21 protein-coding genes and 1 pseudogene are annotated in these 20789 nt (G+C 63.2%); 13 read left to right on the forward strand and 9 right to left on the reverse strand.

Annotation, left to right across the window (positions count from 1 at the left end):
- Positions 1–561: 561 nt before the first annotated feature.
- From D9X30_RS05300 to D9X30_RS05325, 6 genes and pseudogenes are all read right to left on the reverse strand, one after another.
- Complete coding sequence (locus D9X30_RS05300) at positions 562–1035, reverse strand: pilin (RefSeq protein ID WP_153949036.1); 474 nt, start codon at positions 1033–1035, stop codon at positions 562–564.
- A 269-nt stretch (positions 1036–1304) separates the two neighbouring features.
- On the reverse strand, positions 1305–1946 hold the full coding sequence (locus tag D9X30_RS05305) for a hypothetical protein (protein ID WP_153949035.1): 642 nt from the start codon (positions 1944–1946) through the stop codon (positions 1305–1307).
- Between the two features lie 267 nt (positions 1947–2213).
- On the reverse strand, positions 2214–2582 hold the full coding sequence (locus tag D9X30_RS05310) for a hypothetical protein (protein ID WP_153949034.1): 369 nt from the start codon (positions 2580–2582) through the stop codon (positions 2214–2216).
- A 65-nt stretch (positions 2583–2647) separates the two neighbouring features.
- Complete coding sequence (locus D9X30_RS05315) at positions 2648–4378, reverse strand: recombinase family protein (RefSeq protein WP_194946562.1); 1731 nt, start codon at positions 4376–4378, stop codon at positions 2648–2650.
- Positions 4362–5081 (reverse strand): annotated as a pseudogene (locus D9X30_RS05320) (magnesium chelatase domain-containing protein); the annotation flags it as partial. The pseudogene D9X30_RS05320 and the gene D9X30_RS05315, both read right to left, overlap by 17 nt.
- Positions 5082–5166: 85 nt before the next feature.
- Entirely contained in the window at positions 5167–5430 is a 264-nt protein-coding gene (locus tag D9X30_RS05325) for an accessory factor UbiK family protein (RefSeq protein WP_066739835.1), read from the reverse strand.
- Positions 5431–5954: 524 nt separating this feature from the next.
- On the opposite strand from D9X30_RS05325, the gene D9X30_RS05330 reads away from it, so the two are divergent.
- The 10 genes from D9X30_RS05330 (at position 5955) to bfr (ending at position 15358) form a co-directional block, all read left to right on the forward strand.
- Positions 5955–6758, forward strand: coding sequence for a TorF family putative porin (locus tag D9X30_RS05330; protein WP_153949032.1), 804 nt, complete (start codon positions 5955–5957; stop codon positions 6756–6758).
- A 64-nt stretch (positions 6759–6822) separates the two neighbouring features.
- On the forward strand, positions 6823–7161 hold the full coding sequence (locus D9X30_RS05335; protein WP_066739826.1) for a P-II family nitrogen regulator: 339 nt from the start codon (positions 6823–6825) through the stop codon (positions 7159–7161).
- Positions 7162–7193: 32 nt separating this feature from the next.
- Positions 7194–8729, forward strand: coding sequence for an ammonium transporter (locus D9X30_RS05340; RefSeq protein WP_153949031.1), 1536 nt, complete (start codon positions 7194–7196; stop codon positions 8727–8729).
- Between the two features lie 502 nt (positions 8730–9231).
- Positions 9232–10527: a glutamate--cysteine ligase gene (gshA, locus tag D9X30_RS05345; RefSeq protein WP_066739913.1), complete on the forward strand. Its 1296-nt coding sequence runs from the start codon at positions 9232–9234 to the stop codon at positions 10525–10527.
- Between the two features lie 99 nt (positions 10528–10626).
- Entirely contained in the window at positions 10627–11580 is a 954-nt protein-coding gene (gshB, locus tag D9X30_RS05350) for a glutathione synthase (RefSeq protein ID WP_153949030.1), read from the forward strand.
- A gap of 123 nt (positions 11581–11703) precedes the next feature.
- Positions 11704–12159, forward strand: a complete 456-nt coding sequence (locus tag D9X30_RS05355; protein ID WP_153949029.1) for a PTS sugar transporter subunit IIA — start codon at positions 11704–11706, stop codon at positions 12157–12159.
- Complete coding sequence (locus D9X30_RS05360; protein ID WP_092603109.1) at positions 12128–12397, forward strand: HPr family phosphocarrier protein; 270 nt, start codon at positions 12128–12130, stop codon at positions 12395–12397. Before D9X30_RS05355 ends, D9X30_RS05360 begins: the two co-directional genes overlap by 32 nt.
- Positions 12398–12446: 49 nt before the next feature.
- Positions 12447–14204 (forward strand): phosphoenolpyruvate--protein phosphotransferase, encoded by a 1758-nt coding sequence (ptsP, locus tag D9X30_RS05365; protein ID WP_153949028.1) that lies wholly within the window; start codon positions 12447–12449, stop codon positions 14202–14204.
- A 225-nt stretch (positions 14205–14429) separates the two neighbouring features.
- Positions 14430–14711: a (2Fe-2S)-binding protein gene (locus D9X30_RS05370; protein ID WP_249640891.1), complete on the forward strand. Its 282-nt coding sequence runs from the start codon at positions 14430–14432 to the stop codon at positions 14709–14711.
- 167 nt (positions 14712–14878) lie between these two features.
- Complete coding sequence (gene bfr, locus D9X30_RS05375; protein WP_092603115.1) at positions 14879–15358, forward strand: bacterioferritin; 480 nt, start codon at positions 14879–14881, stop codon at positions 15356–15358.
- Between the two features lie 261 nt (positions 15359–15619).
- On the opposite strand, the gene D9X30_RS05380 is transcribed toward bfr, so the two are convergent.
- The 3 genes from D9X30_RS05380 to gpmA form a co-directional block, all read right to left on the reverse strand.
- Positions 15620–16372: a HesA/MoeB/ThiF family protein gene (locus D9X30_RS05380; protein ID WP_153949027.1), complete on the reverse strand. Its 753-nt coding sequence runs from the start codon at positions 16370–16372 to the stop codon at positions 15620–15622.
- Between the two features lie 100 nt (positions 16373–16472).
- Positions 16473–18083, reverse strand: coding sequence for a S41 family peptidase (locus tag D9X30_RS05385; RefSeq protein WP_153949026.1), 1611 nt, complete (start codon positions 18081–18083; stop codon positions 16473–16475).
- 205 nt (positions 18084–18288) lie between these two features.
- Positions 18289–19035, reverse strand: a complete 747-nt coding sequence (gene gpmA / locus D9X30_RS05390; protein WP_153949025.1) for a 2,3-diphosphoglycerate-dependent phosphoglycerate mutase — start codon at positions 19033–19035, stop codon at positions 18289–18291.
- 144 nt (positions 19036–19179) lie between these two features.
- Between gpmA and D9X30_RS05395 the strand changes: the two genes are divergently transcribed.
- The 3 genes from D9X30_RS05395 (at position 19180) to secB (ending at position 20659) form a co-directional block, all read left to right on the forward strand.
- Positions 19180–19593: a rhodanese-like domain-containing protein gene (locus D9X30_RS05395; protein ID WP_249640892.1), complete on the forward strand. Its 414-nt coding sequence runs from the start codon at positions 19180–19182 to the stop codon at positions 19591–19593.
- Positions 19594–19680: 87 nt separating this feature from the next.
- On the forward strand, positions 19681–19938 hold the full coding sequence (gene grxC, locus D9X30_RS05400) for a glutaredoxin 3 (protein WP_066739793.1): 258 nt from the start codon (positions 19681–19683) through the stop codon (positions 19936–19938).
- Positions 19939–20140: 202 nt separating this feature from the next.
- Positions 20141–20659, forward strand: coding sequence for a protein-export chaperone SecB (gene secB, locus D9X30_RS05405; protein ID WP_153949023.1), 519 nt, complete (start codon positions 20141–20143; stop codon positions 20657–20659).
- The last annotated feature ends 130 nt before the right edge of the window (positions 20660–20789 follow it).

The following is a 20789-nucleotide window of genomic DNA, read 5'->3' on the forward strand; positions in this document are numbered from 1 at the left end:
TTATTTAACCGTGAAATGCGGGTTTGTGGGTCATGAAAACAGCTAGATTTCGCACTAAATCATTGATTTTATGGCGTTTTATACCGATGATTTTGGTACGTGCGAGCACGTTTGCCAGCCCTGAGGCACGGTGTAGCAACGGTTTGCGGGCGGTCTGGGGTCCGGTGGACGCGTCTCGGGACAAAATCACGAAGAAAAGGGATGCGGAGTTACTTAGCCAATTGGCGAATTCATCCTTGCTGGCCGTGTTCAGCTTTTATTGCGTTCGTGGTCTGCCAGAGTACGTGCAATTGAAGCAACCAGATCAGGGGGGACGCCGTACACGAGCGCCTTGCTACGCATGCGGCTAACGAACTCGTCTAGCTCGGCTGCGCTTCGGGTAGACGGCAAAGCGGCAACCAGGCGCATGCGCTCTGCCAGCAGGTCGACCAGTTCGTCGTCCAGTGACTCGATAAGCTCCGTCGTTGTCGGTAATGCCACACTTCACTCCAATGAAAAAGAGCGCCAATAGTGGCGCTCTTTTAGGGTAGCACGCTGCTGGCGCAGCGCGCTGATTCACACTTACGCGCCAACCGTGCAATTCGGCGGGCCGTAGCTGTCCTTGAACGAAGCGGCGGTCTTCTTCGAGATACCGCAGGTCCATGCGCCAGTCTTGTCGCGGCTCAGCGTGATCACAGCAGCCGAAATCGCTTTGTTGGCTTGATTGCCAAGAGTAACGACCAAAGTGCCCGAGCCGTCAGCGTTAAACGCGCCGATGTTGGTTGCAAGAGCGCCGGTCGTGAGGTTCGAAACCGTATAGCCAAGGTCATCGTTGCTAATGGTGACGTCACCTTGGTTTAGACGATCTTCGACAGCAGTCTTATATGCAGACAGTTCGCTCACGGCACGTGCAACCTGCGACTTTGACACATAGTCTTGGTACTGCGGAATTGCGATGGCAGCCAAGATACCGATGATCGCGACCACGATCATCAGTTCGATCAGCGTGAAACCCCTCTGGACCCGTTGTTTGATTCCCATCCGTGCTTTTTTCATATGGATTGACCCCTTTATTAAGTTGGAACAGCAAAACTGCGCTGTCGGGAATACTTAAGCAACTGATGTGCCACCCCACAACTTGAGGGATAGGTGACAAATTCTGTCAATTTGTAACCGTTTGTACGAGCGGGGCTGACAAAAATTGTCACTTCAGCACTTGCCGTCTGACAATCGAGGGCTCTGGGTGACAGAAAATGTCACGTGCCGCTCGCCCGGGCCGGTGACTGTGACCCCCGGGCCGGTGACTGTGACCAATGGAGGCACCATCACGCTTGGCTGACACTGCGGGCCGGGCGCCCAGAGAAATAGACCGTGCCGCTGGCAGGCTTGGACCGCGATTTGTAGATGTAGCTCATCCACTCAGCAGCCTCATGGAACTTGTCCATGTTTGACTGGTTGAACTGAAGGAAGGCTGTTCTACCGCTGGAGCTTCGCGGTGGATTGACCCGGCATTTGAGCGTCTGGCACTCGTTCCACGTGTGCATGATGGCCTTCCGCAATGCCGATACGTTCTCGTGCCTTCCTTCTTCGTTGACGGAGGTGATGAAGCGGTGGGTTTGCCTGTCTCCCGCTCCCAGTACGATCATGACGTGGAAGTGTTCCCCTTTCTGGCTGTCCTTCTCAACGGCGGCCTTGTAGCGATAGTCGATGCCTTCGGCAGTGAGCACCCGGCAGAAGCGGGTCATCGCAAGCTGGTAGATGGCTAGGTCAGCGCCGGTAAAGCAAAGATGGAAGAGGCGAGGGTTGCGCCAGTGGTGGGCGCAGTATTCCAGCATCTCAATACCCTTCTTGAACTCTTCCTGCCGGTGGATGCCACCGTGATTCCTAGTGTTCCTCGTTACCCACTTTTTCCCCTCGATGGTGGGTATGTAGTGGACTAGCTGTTTCTCGGTTACTGCTGTTGTCATCTGTGGGTCTGGTTCTCCTTTGTTGTGTTCAAGCGGTAGCCTTGGCTCAGCCCTAGGACATCCCTAAGCAAAGCCTCAGCCTTCTTCCATATGACGCAGCGCGACGGATACGTGCATACGAAGGGTAGCCGTTGTGGGATATGGGGTTGCAGGGAGTTGCCGGAACCCTTGGGCTACAGGCGAATCAGGGTGGGTCGAGCGCCCTGAAGCTCAAGCATGGCAAGGCATGGAAGGCAATTCAGGTAGTCAAATCTGGCGTCGTTGTAACTACGGGAGATGGTCTGCAGGAGACTGCACCGTAGCCCGGGTGATGCTGTGGGCAAACATGGCATTTGAGCCTCGATTTGCCGAGCACGTAGGGTAGTACCGGCCCACCTCTGATCGTGGCTGTTTTGCCTTGCGGGTAAGGCTAGAAACGGATTGCTGGGTGCGGGCTCTTGTCAGCCAAAAGTCTTCGGCGTTCTTGACCATGCCTGCCGAATTCATCTCAGTTTCCGTCATGCAGCGGCGGTCGGTACCGAACTCACCGATGCGATGCTTATCGAAGGCCGACATACTGTTGAAATACTCGCCGCATGTCGGGCACTGGTTGCGGTCGCCAGTCAGGGCGCGTCGGGTTGCTCTTTGTTGATTCATGTTTGTTCCTTAACGCAGCGGGCCACCAGTCCCTAGCCGATGGGAGGCGTAGCAATACCGCCTTTTCAGTATTCGCCGGGTTGGAGTCTCTGGCCTTCGTCCTCTAATGCATCTTGGCGCGCTTGGTCTCCGTCTTCCTCCTGTCCGTACGCACCAGCCCCAGCCTGCGAAGGAGGAATGTAGTGAATCGTATTGATGGCTTTCAATGCCTTCAGCGCGGCCACATGCACAGGATCGTCGGGAGACTGGCGTTGAGACTTCCACGCGCTAAGTTCGAGATACCCGGCCTTCCCATCGAAGTACGCAACGCCAAAGCGTAGATATCCATCCTGCGCGACCATCGCGCGCGGGCCTGCGCCGAACACTTGCACACCCAGACGTTTCAGTAGCGAATTAGCCCGGTGGCGACCATTCCGGCTAGCTAGGTCAAGTCGTTGCATGAACGTATCGAACCCGATGGCATCCTCTGCTGCCAACTCCCCTTGGACGTGCTCACGCTGGCTTCCAAGTTCGTTGATGGCATCGCGCATACGGCGAACGGACGCGGCAATGTCAGGGGACGGCTCTGACTCGAAGGCTTTCACAGCTTTGTCCAGCTTCGCCTGCTGCTCAGAAATTCGCCCATCGATCTCTGCCAAATCTTTGGTCAGCTTCCCACCAGAGTCCTTTACCAGCGCCATCGAATCCAGACGAGCCAGGATCAGCGGCAACAGTTGCTCAGACTGGTCTAGGCGGATGAGAGAGGCGCTGCAGGTGCCCTTGCGCTTGTTGGCGCAGCTAAGGTACTTACTGCCCTTTGGTGGCCTACCCTTGTCTGTCATGTGCAGGGCAGCCCCGCATAGGGCGCACCGTGCAATTCCTTGCCAAACGTTAAAGTTGTCGGACTGTTTGGTCGCCCTTGTGGTCCTACGCGCTTCAATGGCATCACGAGCGGCATAGTAGGTGTTGGCGGGTACAACGACAGGGAAGTAGTTCTCCACAGCATCGCCGGTGGCCTCCAACTTGCCTTCACCGCCATTACGGGACTTTGGCTGGTACACACCGAAGACGGCCTTATTGCTTAGCACTTTGTCTATGCTGCTCGTGCCCCATGTGCCGGAGAACTTACCCAAGCCAGCTTTGAAGGACGGGATGCCTTCAGCATTGAGCATCATCGCAATCCTACCTTTACCGTAGCCATCTAGGGCAAGGTCGAAAATTCGCCGCACTGTCGCCGCACGGTCAGGGATGATTTGGTATTCGCCATCCTTGTAGCTGATCCAAGACGGAAGCGTTTTGGCAACCGCAATGCCTTCCCGCGCCTTATCTTGCTTGGCCCTCCACGCAGCACCTACGCGCATTTGTTTGGTGGTGCTTTCCTCATGCGCTCGGCCCATGATCATGAGCGAATACATGATCTCCATCTCGTTGACCTTCCCGCTGACGTAGGCACGGTCATCTGCCAAGGTGACAACATTAATACCCGCGTTGAGTAGGTCGATGAAGCGTGGTAGCGCCGTCATGACGTGCTCGCGGCTGAGCCGGTCCAAACTCTCAACGATTAGGTAGGAGCCCTTTTTGATCTTGCCTTGCTCGACCATGCTGAGGAAACGAGCAAGCTGACCGTTACTCCCAACATGATCGCCTTTGAAGCCGGATTTGCCTTCATCAAAGAATGAGTATTCCTGCTCGCGTGCCAGAGCAAGGCCATGCTTCGCGCAATAGGCATCGCAGGCGTCAATCTGGCGCTGCTTGGAATGCCCGCGTGCTTGCTCGGGAGAGCTGAATCTAATGTAGCTGTAGGCTTTCGGTGTCATGTGGGGGATTTTGCCACACCAGAAGCACGGAATGCTGGCCCGCCGCAGCCACTTCCATGGCACGCCGGGCCTGCAGTTGCCCGCGCACGTCGCGCAGGTCGGGCGCATCGCCCGTATCGGCCACCCGTTGCGGCGGACGGGCGCGCCGTAGTGCCTGTTCCGGCGGCAGCCCCACGTGATGGCACACCTCGCGCAGCGTGGCGCCGGCATGGACCGTCAGATCCTCCACCAGCGCAGCCTCCGGGCCGTTTTCCATGGCCACGATGAACGCGCGCGGGGGCTGGCCGGCGGCCACCCGTGCCCGGTTGTCGCGCGCCAGGCCCATCGCCATGGCCAGGGCGCCGCGCACGGGGCGCAGATCGCCAGCCAGGGACAACTCGCCGGCAAACTCGAACGCATCGAGCCCTTCCACCGGCAACTGTCCGCCAGCGGCCAGAATGCCCAGCGCGATGGCCAGGTCGAAGCGCCCCGACTCCTTCGGCAGGTCGGCGGGCGCAAGGTTGACCGTGATGCGCCGGTTCGGAAACTCGAAATCGCTGTTGAGCAGCGCCGCCCGTACGCGCTCGCGGCTTTCGCGGACTTCGGTATCGGCCAGCCCGACGATATTGAATGCGGGCAGGCCATTGGCAAGATGGATCTCCACCGACACCGGCGGCGCGTCGATGCCGCTCAGCGCGCGGCTGCGCAGGACTGCAAGGCTCATACGTTTGCGGATTTGTTAAAGAAAAAGGCCACCGGGTGACGGTGGCCTTTCTGGCGATGCGGGGCAGGCGGCTGGCGCCTTGGGGTCATACCCCGGTAGAAGGTGGCGGATTGACGCCGGCGCGGGCTTCCAGGGCGGCCACGCGGGCCTCCAGTTCCTCCAGCCGGGCGCGCGTACGTGCCAGTACCTGCGATTGCACGTCGAATTCCTCGCGCGTGACCAGGTCCAGCCGCGCAAAGCCCTGGGTCATCATGCTGCGCACGTTTTTCTCGATGTCCTTGGCCGGCGAATTGCGCAGCGCCTCGCTGACCTTTTGCTGCAGGTCGTTGAAGAGATCGGTCGGTTTCATGGTGAAGCTCCTGTTGTGACCAATGGATCGTTCGGGTCAGGCCGCGCCGGGCAGGCAATGGCCCACGCGCCCGGCAGTGGCGAATCGGCCAGCCATGCACCGCATTGGGGCGGAGGCGCGGGGCGCCTGGCACACGGGACCAGCAGGCCGATGCACCCGACTGGGGCGTATCGCGCCGCTTGCCCGCCGGGCTGGCCCTGCTGTCTCACCGGAACGCCACGCACGCAGCACTTGACCCGTCATGACGCGGATTATGGCGCTTCGGCGCCCGCCATGAAAGCTCTGACAAGGGCTGGTCACATCTTTTAACGCTTTCCGGGCGCGGCCGAGGGCACTGCCCGGTCGCCTTCCATGTGGTTCCAGAGCCGCGCCAACGCCGCGGCCGGCATGCGCTGCAGCAGGGCGACGATAGCTGGCACGGCAGTTGCAGTACCGATTGCCAGGAGCGTCAACACCACAAAGCAATAAAGCAGCAGATCCTCAAAACGAGCCCGCGAAGATTTCAAGGAAAAGGAGAGAACCAGATGAAGACGTCGAGCCTCGCAGTCAGCGCCGCTGCGGTCCTGTTGAGCCTGGCAGCCCCGATGGCGTTCGCGCAGACCGCCCCGGACACCGCCGCGCCCGCAGCCGCACCCGCCGCCGAGCCGGCATCGCCCCACACATTCAGTGCCAACGTGTCGCTGGTGTCTGACTACCGCTATCGCGGTATCAGCCAGACCAACCTGCGTCCGGCCATCCAGGGCGGGTTCGACTATTCGCACGAGAGCGGCTTCTACGTCGGCAACTGGAACTCGAGCATCAGCTGGCTCGAGGATGCGGACTCGTCGGTTTCGGCGCCCGTGGAAATGGACTTCTACGGCGGCTACAAGAACAAGTTCGGCGTCGGCGGCGAGGAATTCAACTACGACGTCGGCGTGCTGCAGTACTACTACCCGGGCGGCTACACGACCACCCGCCCGTACACGACCGAACTCTACGCCGGCATCGGCTGGGGCCCGGTGTTCCTGAAGTACTCGCACGCGGTGACCAACCTGTTCGGCATCGACGACAGCAAGAACAGCTACTACGTCGACCTGTCCGCCAACGTGCCGCTGAATTTCTGGGATCTGACCCTGAACGCGCACGTGGGCTACCAGGGCGTGACGCATCACAGCGATGCGTCGTACACGGACTGGAAGATCGGCCTGACCAAGGACCTGGGCAAGGGCTTTGCGCTGTCGGTGGCCTATGTGGACACCAACGCCAAGGAGTCGTTCTACACCAGCGCCAACCGTGGCCGCTACCTGGGCAAGGCAGCCGCCTGGGCATCGATCACCAAGACGTTCTAACGCAAACAGCACACATCCCAGCCGGGCAGCCCGAGCCCATCGGGCTGCCTCAAGGAGAACCCCAATGAAACTGATCATTGCAGTCATCAAGCCGTTCAAGCTCGACGAGGTGCGCGAAGCCCTCTCGGACGTGGGCGTATCGGGCATCACGGTTACCGAGGTCAAGGGCTTTGGCCGCCAGAAGGGCCACACCGAACTCTATCGGGGCGCCGAGTACATCGTCGACTTCCTGCCCAAGGTGAAGATCGAGGTGGCGGTGCCCGACGATGTGGTGGAACGCGCCATCGAGGCCATCGAGAAGTCGGCCCGCACCGGCAAGATCGGCGACGGCAAGATCTTTGTCGCCCCCGTTGAACAGGTCATCCGCATCCGCACCGGCGAGACCGGCGGCGATGCGCTGTGACAACAGAACTACGAGAGACAGAGGTTAGACCCATGAAAACCTGGTTCAAGCGATTCCTGACGGCTGGCGCGATGACGCTGGCGCTCGGCACGGCCGGCCTCGGCCTGTCCACCCATGCCGCGGCGCAGGACAAGCCCGCCGCCGAGGCTTCGGCCCCGGCAGCGGCCACCGCGCCCGCAGCGGCCCCGGCTGCGGCGGCAGCGGCTCCGGCCGCCGCCGCGCCGGCCGAAGCCGCGCCCGCCGCCGCGCCGGCCCCTGTTCCCAACAAGGGCGATACCGCCTGGCTGCTGGTGGCCACGGCGTTCGTGATCCTGATGACGCTGCCCGGCCTGGCGCTGTTCTACGGCGGCCTGGTCCGGTCCAAGAACATGCTGTCGGTGCTGATGCAGTGCCTGGTGATCTTCTCGCTGGTGGCCATCCTGTGGGCCATCTACGGCTACAGCTTCGCGTTCACCGAGGGCAACGCGTTCTTCGGCGGCACGGACCGGCTGTTCATGAAGGGCCTGAACGTCGATGCCGTGGCGGCCACCTTCAGCAAGGGCGTGGTGATCCCGGAACTGGTGTTCTTCGCGTTCCAGTGCGCGTTCGCCTGCATCACCTGCGGCCTGATCATCGGCGCCTTCGCCGAGCGCGCCAAGTTCTCGGCCGTACTGGTGTTCGTGGTGCTCTGGTTCTCGTTCGCCTACATCCCGATGGCTCACATGGTCTGGTTCTGGCCGGGCCCGGACGCCTACACCGACGCCGCTGCCGCAACCGCAGCCACGGCCAAGTCGGGCTGGCTGTTCCAGAAGGGCGCGCTGGATTACGCCGGCGGTACCGTGGTGCACATCAACGCCGCCGTGGCGGGCCTGGTGGGTGCCTTCATGTTCGGCAAGCGTATCGGCTTCGGCCGCGAGGCAATCCGCCCGCACAGCCTGACCTTCACGATGGTGGGTGCGTCGCTGCTGTGGTTCGGCTGGTTCGGCTTCAACGCCGGTTCGGGCCTGGAAGCCAACGGCGGTGCCGCGCTGGCCTTCGTCAACACGCTGCTGGCCACCTGCGCCGCCGTGCTGGCCTGGACCTTCGGTGAGTGGATTGGCAAGGGCAAGCCGTCGATGCTGGGCGGTGCCTCGGGCGCCGTGGCGGGCCTGGTGGCCATTACCCCGGCAGCCGGCTTCGTCGGCCCGATGGGTTCCATCGTGATGGGCCTGGTGGCTGGCCTGCTGTGCCTGTGGGGCGTGACCGGCCTGAAGCGCATGCTGGGCATGGACGACTCGCTGGATGTGTTCGGCGTGCACGGCGTGGGCGGTATCGTCGGCGCGCTGCTGACCGGCGTGTTCGCGGCACCGAGCCTGGGCGGCGTGGGCATCTACGACTACGTGGCCAACAAGGTGGCCGACGACTATTCGATCGCCGGCCAGCTGTGGATCCAGTTCGAAGGCGTGCTGACCACGATCGTGTGGTCGGGTGTGGTGTCGCTGGTGGCCTACAAGCTGGTGGACATGCTGATTGGTCTGCGCGTGCCGGAAGAGGAAGAGCGCGAAGGCCTGGATATCACTTCGCACGGCGAAACCGCCTATGAAGGCTGATATCCACAACAGAGTTGTGCTGGAGAGCTGATTGGGAATCTTCTCTCAGGAGTTTTGCCCCGGCCTTGCGCCGGGGCTTTTTTATTGGCAGGTGCGCAACTGGTGTGTGATTGCCGGCCGACATTCCGCGTTGCGGAACCGCCCGATGTGCAGACCTCAAGCGGGACAAGGGCTGCCGGCCCTATTCGCAGGGTGCTTAAATCGGATCTTAAAAAGTCTCAATTGTATTTAATGGGGTGCGCGCATAGAGTGCCAGTGAGGCAGTTTCCTCCACCTGCAGAACGCTCCCCGTATCTGTCAGGCCATTTGAAAGCGCGGCACCACGCCGCGCTTTTTTTTTGCCTGCGGCCCTTTGGGGCCCCGGGGTTTGAAAACCGCCGATCAGCCCCATATCCCCATCCCTGGCCAGGTTCCGCATAAGGTTATGCAAGGCGAGCCTGCAGCCAGATAGCCGTTCCCTTACAATCGGGGCGGACAATAAAGCTGATTCCTTAGGATGGATATGGTCCCGCATCTCATCACCGCGCTGAACGGTCCGCTGCTCGAACTGGAAAAGAAGATCCTGGACGCTACCCCGTCCATCGAGCGTTGGTTCAGGCTGGAATGGCAGGAACATACTCCGCCGTTCTACTGTTCCGTCGACCTGCGCAATGCCGGCTTCAAGCTGGCCCCGGTCGACACGAACCTGTTCCCGGGCGGCTTCAACAACCTGGCGCCCGAGATGCTGCCGCTGGCCGTGCAGGCCGCCATGGCCGCGATCGAGAAGATCTGCCCGGACGCCAAGAACCTGCTGCTGATCCCGGAACGCCACACGCGCAACATGTTCTACCTGCAGAACGTGGCGCGGCTGTCGCTCATCATGCGCCAGGCCGGCCTGAACGTGCGGCTGGGCTCGCTGTCCGAGGAAATCACCGAACCGACCCCGATCGAACTGCCCGACGGCCAGACGCTGGTGGTCGAGCCGCTGGCGCGGCTGGGCACCAAGGGCCGCCGCCTGGGGCTCAAGGATTTCGATCCCTGCTCGATCCTGCTCAACAACGACCTCTCGGCCGGCATTCCGCCGATCCTGGAGAACATCAACGAGCAGTACCTGCTGCCGCCGCTGCATGCCGGCTGGTCCACGCGCCGCAAGAGCAGCCACTTTGCCGCCTACGACGAAGTGGCCAAGAAGTTCGCCAAGCTGATCGACATCGACCCGTGGATGGTGAATCCGTACTTCGCGCGCCAGTCGGGCGTGAACTTCCACGAGCGCATCGGCGAGGAAGAACTGGCCGATTCCGTCGAAGGCGTGCTCAAGAAGATCGCCAAGAAATACCGCGAGTACGGCATCAAGGAAACGCCGTACGTGGTGGTCAAGGCCGATGCGGGCACGTACGGCATGGGCATCATGACCGTGCGCGACCCGTCTGAGATCAAGGGCCTGAACCGCAAGGAACGCAACAAGATGAGCGTGGTGAAGGAAGGCCTGGAGGTCTCCGACGTCATCATCCAGGAAGGCGTGCACACGTTCGAGAAGGTCAACGAGGCCGTGGCCGAGCCGGTGGTCTACATGATCGACCGCTACGTGGTGGGCGGTTTCTACCGCGTGCACACGGGCCGCGGCAACGACGAGAACCTGAATGCGCCGGGCATGCATTTCGTGCCGCTGGCGTTTGCCCCGAACGGTATTCCGGACAGCCACGCCAAGCCCGGCGCGGCGGTGCCGAACCGCTTCTACATGTATGGCGTGGTGGCTCGCCTGGCGCTGCTGGCAGCCTCGGTGGAGCTCGAGAAGACCGATCCCAACCCGATCCTCTGACCTGCGGCGCCCGCCGCCTGTCACGCACGCCCCCGGTCCGGCGCGGTCGATCCGAACCCGCCGGACGCTTTTCACCTGACGCCAACGCGACGAGCCATCATGCGCATCCTTTTCATCACCGACCCGCTGGAAACCTTCAAGACGTACAAGGATTCCACCTACGCCATGATGACCGAGGCGGCGGCGCGCGGGCACGAGCTGTTCTTCTGCCTGCAGTCGCAGGTGTCGCTGTCGGCCGGCGTGGTCGAGGCCGTGGCGCGGCCGCTGACGCTGCTTGACGATGCGCACGACTGGTTCCGCCTGGGCGAGGCCGCGCTGCTGCCGCTGGCCACCTTCGATGCGGTGCTGATGCGCAAGGACCCGCCGTTCGACATGGAATACGTGACCAGCACCTGGCTGCTGGAACTGGCGGAAAAGCAGGGCGCGCGCGCGTTCAACAAGCCACAGGCCATCCGCGACCACTCCGAGAAGCTGGCGATTGCCCAGTTTCCGCAGTTCGTCACGCCGACGCTGGTCACGCGCGACGCGGGCCGCATCCGCGCCTTCCACGCCGAGCACAAGGACATCATCGTCAAGCCGCTCGATGGCATGGGCGGGATGGGCATCTTCCGCGTGGGGGCCGACGGCATGAACCTGGGCTCGATCGTCGAGACGCTCAGCGACAACGGCGCCCGCACGCTGATGGTCCAGCGGTACATCCCCGAAATCAAGGCGGGCGACAAGCGCATCCTGCTGATCGGCGGCAAGCCGGTGCCGTACTCGCTGGCGCGCATTCCGCAAGGTAGCGAGATTCGCGGCAATCTGGCCGCCGGCGGCGTGGGCCGGGCCCAGGAGCTGAGCGCGCGCGACCGCGAGATCGCCGAGACGCTGGCGCCGGGGCTGTTCAAGCAGGGCCTGCTTCTGGTGGGCCTGGATGTGATCGGCGACTACCTGACCGAGGTAAATGTGACGAGTCCGACCTGTTTTCAGGAAATCACCCAGCAGACCGGCTTCAACGTGGGGGCGATGTTCATCGACGCGCTGGAAGAGGCCGTGGCCAGCGACCGCCGTTGAGCCGGCAGGGCGCGGTACGCCGGGGTTGATGCGAAGGCGCCACAGTCGCGGGGGCGCACATAAACACGGGAGAGGCCGCAAGGCTGCCTGCTACAATTTGGGCAGTCCAACGGATTCACCATCATGGCAGGAATTCTGATCATCGCGCACGCGCCGCTAGCTTCGGCGCTGCGCGATTGCGCTGCCCACGTCTACTGTGGCCAGCCGCCCCGGCTGGCAGCCATCGACGTCGTCGCCGACGCCGATCCGGCCGCGGTGCTGGCCGAGGCCCAGCGCAGCCTGGCCGCGGTATGCGAAGAAAACGGTGCCCTGGTGCTGACCGATATCTTTGGTGCCACGCCCGCCAACATTGCCGCGCGCCTGGCCGAGCCGGGCCGCGTCAAGGTGCTGGCTGGCGTGAACCTGCCGATGCTCGTGCGCGCGATCTGCTATCGCGCCGAAAAGCTTGACCAGCTGGCCACCAAGGCATTGGCCGGCGGCTCGCAAGGGGTGCTGCAGATTGGCACGACCGCCGTCCAGAATCAAACCGCAAATCATCCCGACAAATATGCTGCAGAGGGACACCACCATCATCAATAAGCTCGGGCTCCATGCCCGCGCATCCGCCAAGCTGACGCAGCTGGCGGGCAATTTCAAAAGCCAGGTCAAGATGTCCCGGAACGGCCGCCAGGTGGATGCCAAGAGCATCATGGGCGTCATGATGCTGGCTGCCGGCATTGGCTCGACGGTCACGATCGAAATCGACGGCCCCGACGAGCAGGAGGCGATGGACGCCGTGCTGGCGCTGATTGCCAACCGCTTCGGCGAAGGCGAGTGAGGCCTGGCGCCACACCCAGAATTCCTTAACGTTCCTGACGGAGCGGGTCATGCCCTTTGCCTTGCACGGCATTCCGGTTTCTCGTGGGGTCGCCATCGGGCGGGCCCATATCCTGGCGCCGGCTGCGCTGGATGTTTCGCACTACCTGGTCGACGAAGACCGTCTCGACGCCGAGGTGGAGCGATTACGCGCGGCGCGCGCGGCCGTGCGGGCGGAACTGGTGACCCTGAAGCGCGACCTGCCGCGCGACGCGCCCGAGGAAATGGGCGCGTTCCTGGACGTCCACGCGATGATCCTCGACGACGAGGCGTTGTCGCGCGAGCCCGAGGAACTGATCCTCCAGCGCCGGTACAACGCCGAGTGGGCGCTGACCACGCGGCTTGAAGAACTGATGCGCCAGTTCGATGAAATCGAGGACGAGTACCTGCGCGAGCGCAAGGCCGACATCCAGCAGGTGGTGGAACGGATCCTGAAGGTGCTGGCCGGCGCGCCCGTGCTGGCCCCCGCGCCGGTGCCGGCCCTGGCCCCCGATGGCGAAGCCGCGCCCGGCGTGATCGTGGTGGCGCACGACATCGGCCCGGCCGACATGCTTCAGTTCAAGCACACGGTGTTCCACGGGTTCGTGACCGATCTGGGCGGGCGCACGTCGCATACCGCGATCGTGGCGCGCAGCCTGGACATCCCGGCCGCCGTGGGCGTCAAGAGCGCCAGCGAGCTGATCCGCCAGGACGACTGGATCATCATCGACGGCGATGCCGGCCTGGTCATCGTTGATCCGTCGGCCATCATTCTGGAGGAATACCGCCACCGCCAGAGCGAACGCGCGCTGGAGAAAAAGCGGCTGCAGCGGCTGCGGCACATGCCGGCCGTCACGCTGGACGGGCTGGAAATCGAGCTGCTGGCCAATATCGAACTGGCCGAGGATGCCGGTGCCGCGCTGGCCGCCGGTGCGGTCGGCGTGGGCCTGTTCCGCTCGGAATTCCTGTTCATGAACCGCCGGAACGAAATGCCCGACGAGGACGAACAGTTCCTGGCCTACCGCAATGCCGTGGAGGCCATGCACGGCCTGCCCGTGACGATCCGCACGATCGACGTGGGGGCCGACAAGCCGCTGGACGGCCTGGGCGAAGACTTCGAGACCGCGCTGAACCCGGCGCTGGGGCTGCGGGCCATCCGCTGGTCGCTGTCGGAACCGGCGATGTTCCTGACCCAGTTGCGCGCGTTGCTGCGGGCGTCGGCGTTCGGGCCGGTGCGGCTGCTGATCCCGATGCTGGCCCACGCCAGCGAGATCGACCAGACGCTGGACCTGATCGAGCAGGCCAAGCGCCAGCTGGACGAGCGCAGCCAGCCGTACGATCCTGGCATCAAGATCGGGGCCATGATCGAGATCCCCGCTGCCGTGCTGCTGCTGCCGCTGTTTCTCAAGCGGATGGATTTCCTGTCGATCGGCACCAACGACCTGATTCAGTACACGCTGGCGATCGACCGCGCCGACAACGCCGTGGCCCACCTGTACGACCCCCTGCATCCGGCGGTGCTGCAGCTGATTGCACGCACCATCCGTGACGCCAACCACGCCGGCGTGCCGGTGGCGGTCTGCGGCGAAATGGCAGGCGATCCGGCGATGACCCGCCTGCTGCTGGGCATGGGCCTGCGCGAATTCTCGATGCATCCGGCCCAGCTGCTGCGGGTGAAGCAGGAAGTCATCCACGCCGATTGCGGGCGGCTGTGCAAGGTCGTGGACCAGATCCTGACCTGCTACGAGCCCGAGGAACAGGCGGCGGCCCTGAAGCTCTTGTCGGCATAGCACAACCCTTAAATCCTTAGGGTTTTTGCCGCCGTCTTGGCGGATATTACGCCACTTTTCCATACGAAAAGTGGCGTGCCGGATGCCTTTTCCGGTCATTTCAATGGCGCTGTGCACGACGCTTCCCATGTGGATTAATGGGAATTGTTATCATTTTCGATCTCTGTTATTCTGCCTCTCATCGCGTGCGGCATGCCGGTGCCGCCAGCCCTCAGGAGGCAAGTTGTGTACGTCTGCATCTGCAATCAGGTTACCGACCATGAGATTCATGGTGCCGCTCATCTTGGCGTGACCACGCTCGACGAGCTGGCCGAAACGCTAGGCGTGGGAACCTGCTGCGGCCGCTGCCGCGACTGCGCGCAGCAAGTGCTTTGCGAAGGCGTTGCCGCCGTGAAGACCATCCAGATCGTTGACATTTCAGCCTGTTCGCCGGCTGCGTCACATGCCATAATGGACGCTCGTGACCCGGCAGTCGCGAACGACCAGCGTAACGCGCTGGTTGCCTGATTCAGGAAGCGTTCACACCGAACAACGCGTGAATTGAAAAGCGCGCCCACGGATTCGTCCGCGGCGCGTTTTGTCGTTCCAGACCGTTGCATCTCGCTGCATTTCGTCGCCTTCGTCCATTCGCCGGGTTCGTTTGTTGTCTGCAACATCCGCATCAGGAGCCCCGAATGAAAGGTGACAAGAAGGTCATCCAGCATCTGAACGCACAGCTCAAGAACGAGCTGACCGCGATCAACCAGTATTTCCTCCACGCACGCATGTACCGCCACTGGGGCCTGAAGAAGCTCGGTGATGTCGAGTACAAGGAGTCGATCGGCGAAATGAAGCACGCCGATCGGCTGATCGACCGCATCCTGATGCTCGACGGGCTGCCCAACCTGCAGGACCTGCACAAGCTGCTGATCGGCGAAGACACGCCCGAAATGCTCAAGTGCGACCTGAAGCTGGAGCAGACCGCGCACGCCACGGTCAAGGAAGGCATTGCGTACTGTGAATCCGTTGGCGACTACGTCAGCCGCGAACTCCTGGTCGATATCCTCACGGACACCGAAGAGCATATCGAGTACCTGGAGACGCAGCTGGACCTGATCGACAAGGTCGGCCTGCAGAACTACCTGCAGTCGCAGCTGGAACCGGGCGAGCAATAAGCGCGCTGGCTTCCGACCCAGCCGCGGCCTGACCGATCACCGGCGGGCGCGGCCGGGCAAGCGCGTGGCGCGGGATGGCGCCACGCCCCGGTGTGGAGCGGGTTGGTAACCCTTCTCATTCGGATTCTTGTCTCCATCCAGTCACATTGCGCCAAAAAAATGGCGACCCGGCGGGGAGGGGGCTCCACCGCGGGTCGCCAGGTTTCCAGGCAACATTCCTGCGTTTTTCCGTTTTCCTGCGCGGTTCGGCCTCGCTTGGTCCTAGTGCGCCTGTCCGCAGACCTCGCAACTGGGCGTACGCGCCAGGCGCATCGTGGTCCATTCCATCGTCATGGCATTGACCATCAGCAGCCGGCCGGCCAGCGTTTCGCCTACGCCGGTCAGCAGCTTCAGCGCCTCGGCCGCCTGCACGGTGCCGACCATGCCGACCAGCGGCGCGAACACGCCCATCGTGGCGCAGGCCGCTTCCGGGGCGGGTTCGGATGGCGGAAACAGGCACCCGTAGCACGGCGCGTCGGGGTTGCGCAGGTCGTACACACTGACCTGGCCGTCGAAGCGCAGCGCCGCGCCGGAAACCAGCGGCCGGCGATGCTTCAGGCAGGCCCGGTTGACGGCCTGGCGCGTGGCGAAGTTGTCGCAGCAATCGAGCACGACATCGGCCTGTGCTACCAGTGCATCAAGCTCCACATCGCCGACGCGTTGCGCCACCAGCCGGATATCGACGTCCGGATTGATGCGCAGCAGCCCTTCCCGGGCGGACTCCACCTTGGGCCGCCCCACGTTGGCAGTGGTATGCAGGATCTGGCGCTGCAGGTTGGTCAGGTCCACATCGTCGTCGTCGACGATCGTGATGCGGCCCACGCCGGCCGACGCCAGGTAGGGCAGGGCGGCCGCACCGAGGCCACCTGCGCCGATCACCAGCGCATGGCCAGCCAGCAGGCGCTCCTGGCCCTCGATGCCCACTTCATCCAGCAGGATATGGCGCGAATAGCGCAGCAGCTGATCGTCGTTCATGGTTTGGCGGCAAATGAAAAACGGCCCGACGGTGGCATGCCGCGGGCCGCAGGATGAGGGGAAAGCGCGCCGCGCGCCCAGCGCGGGCGGCGCGGGTCCGTTACTTCTGACCGGTCGGCGTGCCCAAGGGCTGGCCGATCGGCGCGCTCGCGGGCGGCTGGCTGGCCGGCGCGGGCTTGGCCGGGGCCGGAGCGGGCTTGGCGGCCGGCTTGGCCGGGGCCGTGCCTGCCTTTTCTTCCTTGGTGTCGGGCTTGCCGGCCGTGCCCGTGGCTTCCAGGCGCGACTTCGACTTCTGCACCGGCTTGCCGTCGAGCTGGGCGATGGCCTGCTGCAGCATGAAGTCCTCGGCCGAACCGAATTCCACCGGCTTCTTCTTGCGATCCTTCTCGCGTTCTTCCGGCGTCTTCTTCGCGTTTTCCTCTTCCAGGCGGCGCAGCTCGTCCACGCGGCGCTGTTCGCGCTCGTTCATTTCCGGCTCTTCCGACTCCTGCTTGTTGTGCAGGTGGCGCTCGGTGTCGATCTCGCGCGTGATCAGTGCATCATCCGGATCGCCTTCCGGGTTCTGGTCGACCGGGATGTCCGGGCGGATGCCCTTGGCCTGGATCGACTTGCCCGACGGCGTGTAGTAGTACGCAATCGTCAGCTTGATGCCGGTGTCGTTGGTCAGCGGGCGCACGGTCTGCACCGAACCCTTGCCGAACGTGGTCTTGCCCATGATCAGCGCGCGCTTGTGATCCTGCAGCGCGCCGGCCACGATTTCCGAGGCCGATGCCGAGTAGGCATTGGTCAGCACGATCATCGGCAGCTTCTTGAACTGCGCGGGCAGGTCCTTGAGCGGATCGTCCTCGAGCGACGACAGGCGGTAGTTGTTGAACGTGGCCTTGTAGACGCGCTTGGCATCGGGCACCTGTCCGTTGGTGGACACCACTGTCGCGTCGTCCTGCAGGAACGCTGCCGCCACGCCCACCGCGCCCTGCAGCACGCCGCCGCCGTTGTTGCGCAGGTCCAGGATGATGCCCTTCAGGTTCGGGTTCTTGTCCGCCATGTCCTTCAGGCGGCGGCCCAGGTCGGCCACGGTGCGTTCCTGGAAGCTCGTCAGGCGCACCCAGCCGATGGTGTTGTTGTCGAGCATCTTGGTCTTGACCGACTGCACGCGGATTTCGGCGCGCGTGATCGAGACCGGGAACGTGCGTTCCTCGCTCTTGCGATAGATGGTCAGCGTGACCTTGGTGCCCGGCTCGCCGCGCATGCGCTTGACCGCCTGTTCCAGCGGCAGGCCGCGCACGGGCTTGTCGTCGATACGCGTGATCAGGTCGCCCGGCTGGATGCCGGCGCGGAAGGCGGGGGTGTCCTCGATCGGGTTGATGACCTTGACCAGGCCTTCTTCCTGCGAAATCTCGATGCCCAGGCCGGCAAAGCGGCCGCGGGTGCCTTCCTGCAGTTCCTTGAAGTCCTTCTCGTCCAGGTAGGCCGAGTGCGGGTCGAGGCTGGCGACCATGCCCTTGATGGCTTCGGTCAGCAGCTTCTTGTCGTCGACCGGCTCCACGTACTCGCGCTTGATCTGCCCGAAGATGTCGGACATCAGCCGCAACTGGTCGAGCGGCAGCGGCCCCGAGCTGTTCTGCGCGGTGGCCGAGATTTGCAGCGTGGCCAGCACGCCGGCGACGACGCCGACTGAGACGAGGCTAATGTTCTTGAGCGTCTTACGCATGAGGGCTGCCTGAGCTTTTGTGGATGATGCGAAAGGGAAATCCGTGGCCGGAGGGGTTACGCCCGGCGCGGATTGACCGACAGTATAAGAGGGTGCGCAGAAAAAGACCCGCGGGCCACCACACCATGGTGGGGGCGGCCACACAAGGCCGTGTCGCGCCTACCCGGATGCTGCCCGGGCCGGCGCGTGCGCGCACCAGCGGCGGTCAGCGGGACTTGCCCTGGTTGGCCACGGCGGCCAGCGAAGCGGCAATCGCTTCCTGGTCGCCCAGGTAGTAGTGGCGCAGGGGGCGCAGGTCGGCGTCCAGCTCGTAGACGCGCGGGGTGCCGTTGGGGATATTGAGGCCGACGATATCGTCATCCGAAATCTGATCCAGGTACTTCACGAGCGCGCGAATGCTGTTGCCGTGGGCGGCAATCACGACGCGCTTGCCGGATTTGATGTCTGGAGCGATGGATTCGTTCCACAGCGGCATGACGCGGGCGACCGTATCCTTCAGGCATTCGGTCAGCGGCACCTGCTCGCGCGGCACATTGGCGTAGCGCGGGTCGTTGAACGAGGCGCGTTCGTCGGTCGGCTCCAGCGCGGGCGGCGGCGTGTCGTAGCTGCGGCGCCACACCAGCACCTGCTCGTCGCCATACTTCTTGGCGGTTTCCGCCTTGTTCAGGCCGGCCAGGGCGCCGTAATGGCGTTCGTTCAGGCGCCATTCGTTGCGCACCGGAATCCACATCAGGTCCATTTCGTCCTGGACGTGCCAGAGCGTGCGGATGGCGCGCTTGAGCACCGACGTGTAGGCCACGTCAAAGGTGAAGCCGGCTTCCTTCAGGAGCTGGCCGCCCTGTTTGGCCTGCGCCACGCCGGTATCGGTCAGGTCGACGTCAACCCAGCCGGTGAAGCGGTTTTCGAGATTCCACGTGGATTCGCCGTGGCGGATGAGGACGAGCTTGTACATTGCAGCTTCCAGGGTAGTAAGTAACCTGCGGCGCGCGGCGCCTGCGTCACGCCCGGGCGTGGCAGGCGCCGCCCGAAATAATCGGCGCTGGCGCGAAACCGCGTATTTTATAATGCCGCCGACCCAACCCAACGGAATGCCAACGTGAATTTCTTCGCCGATTACAACAACCTGGCCCTGATCGCGATCGCCGTGGTCTCGGGCGGCCTGCTGGCCTGGCCGCAAATCAAGGCCGGCACGGGCGGCAAGCGCGTCAATACGGCTGCCGCCACGCAGCTGATCAACAAGCGCAACGCGGTGGTGGTGGACATCCGCGACGCCGCCGAATTTGCCAAGGGCCATCTGCCCCAGGCCAAGAGTGCGCCACTTGCCGATATCGGCAACCGCGCGGCCGGCCTTGCAAAGGACAAGGCGGTCCCCATCATCGTGGTGTGCCAGAACGGCCAGCGTTCGAGCAAGGCGCAAGCAGCCCTCAAGGAAGCCGGTTACAGTGAGGTATATGCGCTGGAAGGCGGCATGGCTGCGTGGCAGCAGGCCGGCCTGCCGGTGATCAAGTAATTCAACAGCCCCCTTCAACATGCAGCACGCGGCGCGGTACTGCCCTGGGCGGTCCGCGCCGCTGTTTTTTAGTCAAGGAGAATCCGCATGGCCCGCGTCGTCATGTACAGCACGGTTGTGTGCCCCTATTGCCAGATGGCAGAGCGCCTGCTCAAGCAGCGTGGCGTGGAAACGATCGAGAAGATCCTGATCGACCGCGAGCCGGGCCGGCGTGAGGAAATGATGACCCGTACGGGCCGTCGTACCGTGCCGCAGATCTATATCGACGAAACCCATGTGGGCGGCTTCGACGACCTGTCCGCGCTGGATCGCCAGGGCGGCCTCGTCCCGCTGCTGGCCGCCTGAGCCGGCCGGAAGCTCGCGGCGGGGTGCAGGGGCGCCGGCTTCGCTGCGCTGCAGCAGATCAAGCGATAAATCTGATAATGCCGCAGCACGGTGAATTCGCCATCGGCGTCATGTACCATATGCGCTTTCCAAACAGCCGGGGCTTCGGCATCCGGCTGCGCATGGCGCAGCGCGCCCAAACCGATCCATCCGGAAGCCTTTCATGAGCGACCAGCAACAAGCCACCCAGCAGGACGACCAGCCCTTCTTCAACATCCAGCGCGTGTACCTGAAGGACATGTCGCTCGAGCAGCCGAACTCGCCGGCCATCTTCCTCGAATCGGAAGCCCCGTCGGTGGAAGTGCAGGTCAACGTCGGCGCGGCTCAGCTGCAGGAAGGCATTTTCGAAGTGGTGGTGACGGGCACCGTGACGACCAAGGTGCAGGACAAGGTGGCATTCCTGGTGGAAGCCCATCAGGCCGGCATCTTCGATATCCGCAACGTGCCGGCCGAGCAGCTGGACCCGCTGCTGGGCATCGCCTGCCCGACCATCCTGTACCCGTACCTGCGCGGCAACATCGCCGACGTGATCACGCGTGCCGGTTTCCAGGCCATCCACCTGTCGGAAATCAACTTCCAGGCGCTGTACGAGCAACGCCTGCAGGCTGCCATGGAAGAGGCACAAGCCCAGGGCGGCAACTCGGGCATCGTGCTGCCGGACGGCAGCCAGGCTCGCCACTGATCCGCGCCACGGCCGGATTAGACGAAAAACGGGGCTTCGGCCCCGTTTGCGCTTTCTGATGGCCCACGGTCCCGTGACATCCATACTGTCTGCATGACCGCGCATCCGTGCGGCCCGATCCTCGATCTGC

Source organism: Cupriavidus sp. U2 (assembly GCF_009663685.2).
GTDB classification, from domain to species: domain Bacteria; phylum Pseudomonadota; class Gammaproteobacteria; order Burkholderiales; family Burkholderiaceae; genus Cupriavidus; species Cupriavidus necator_C.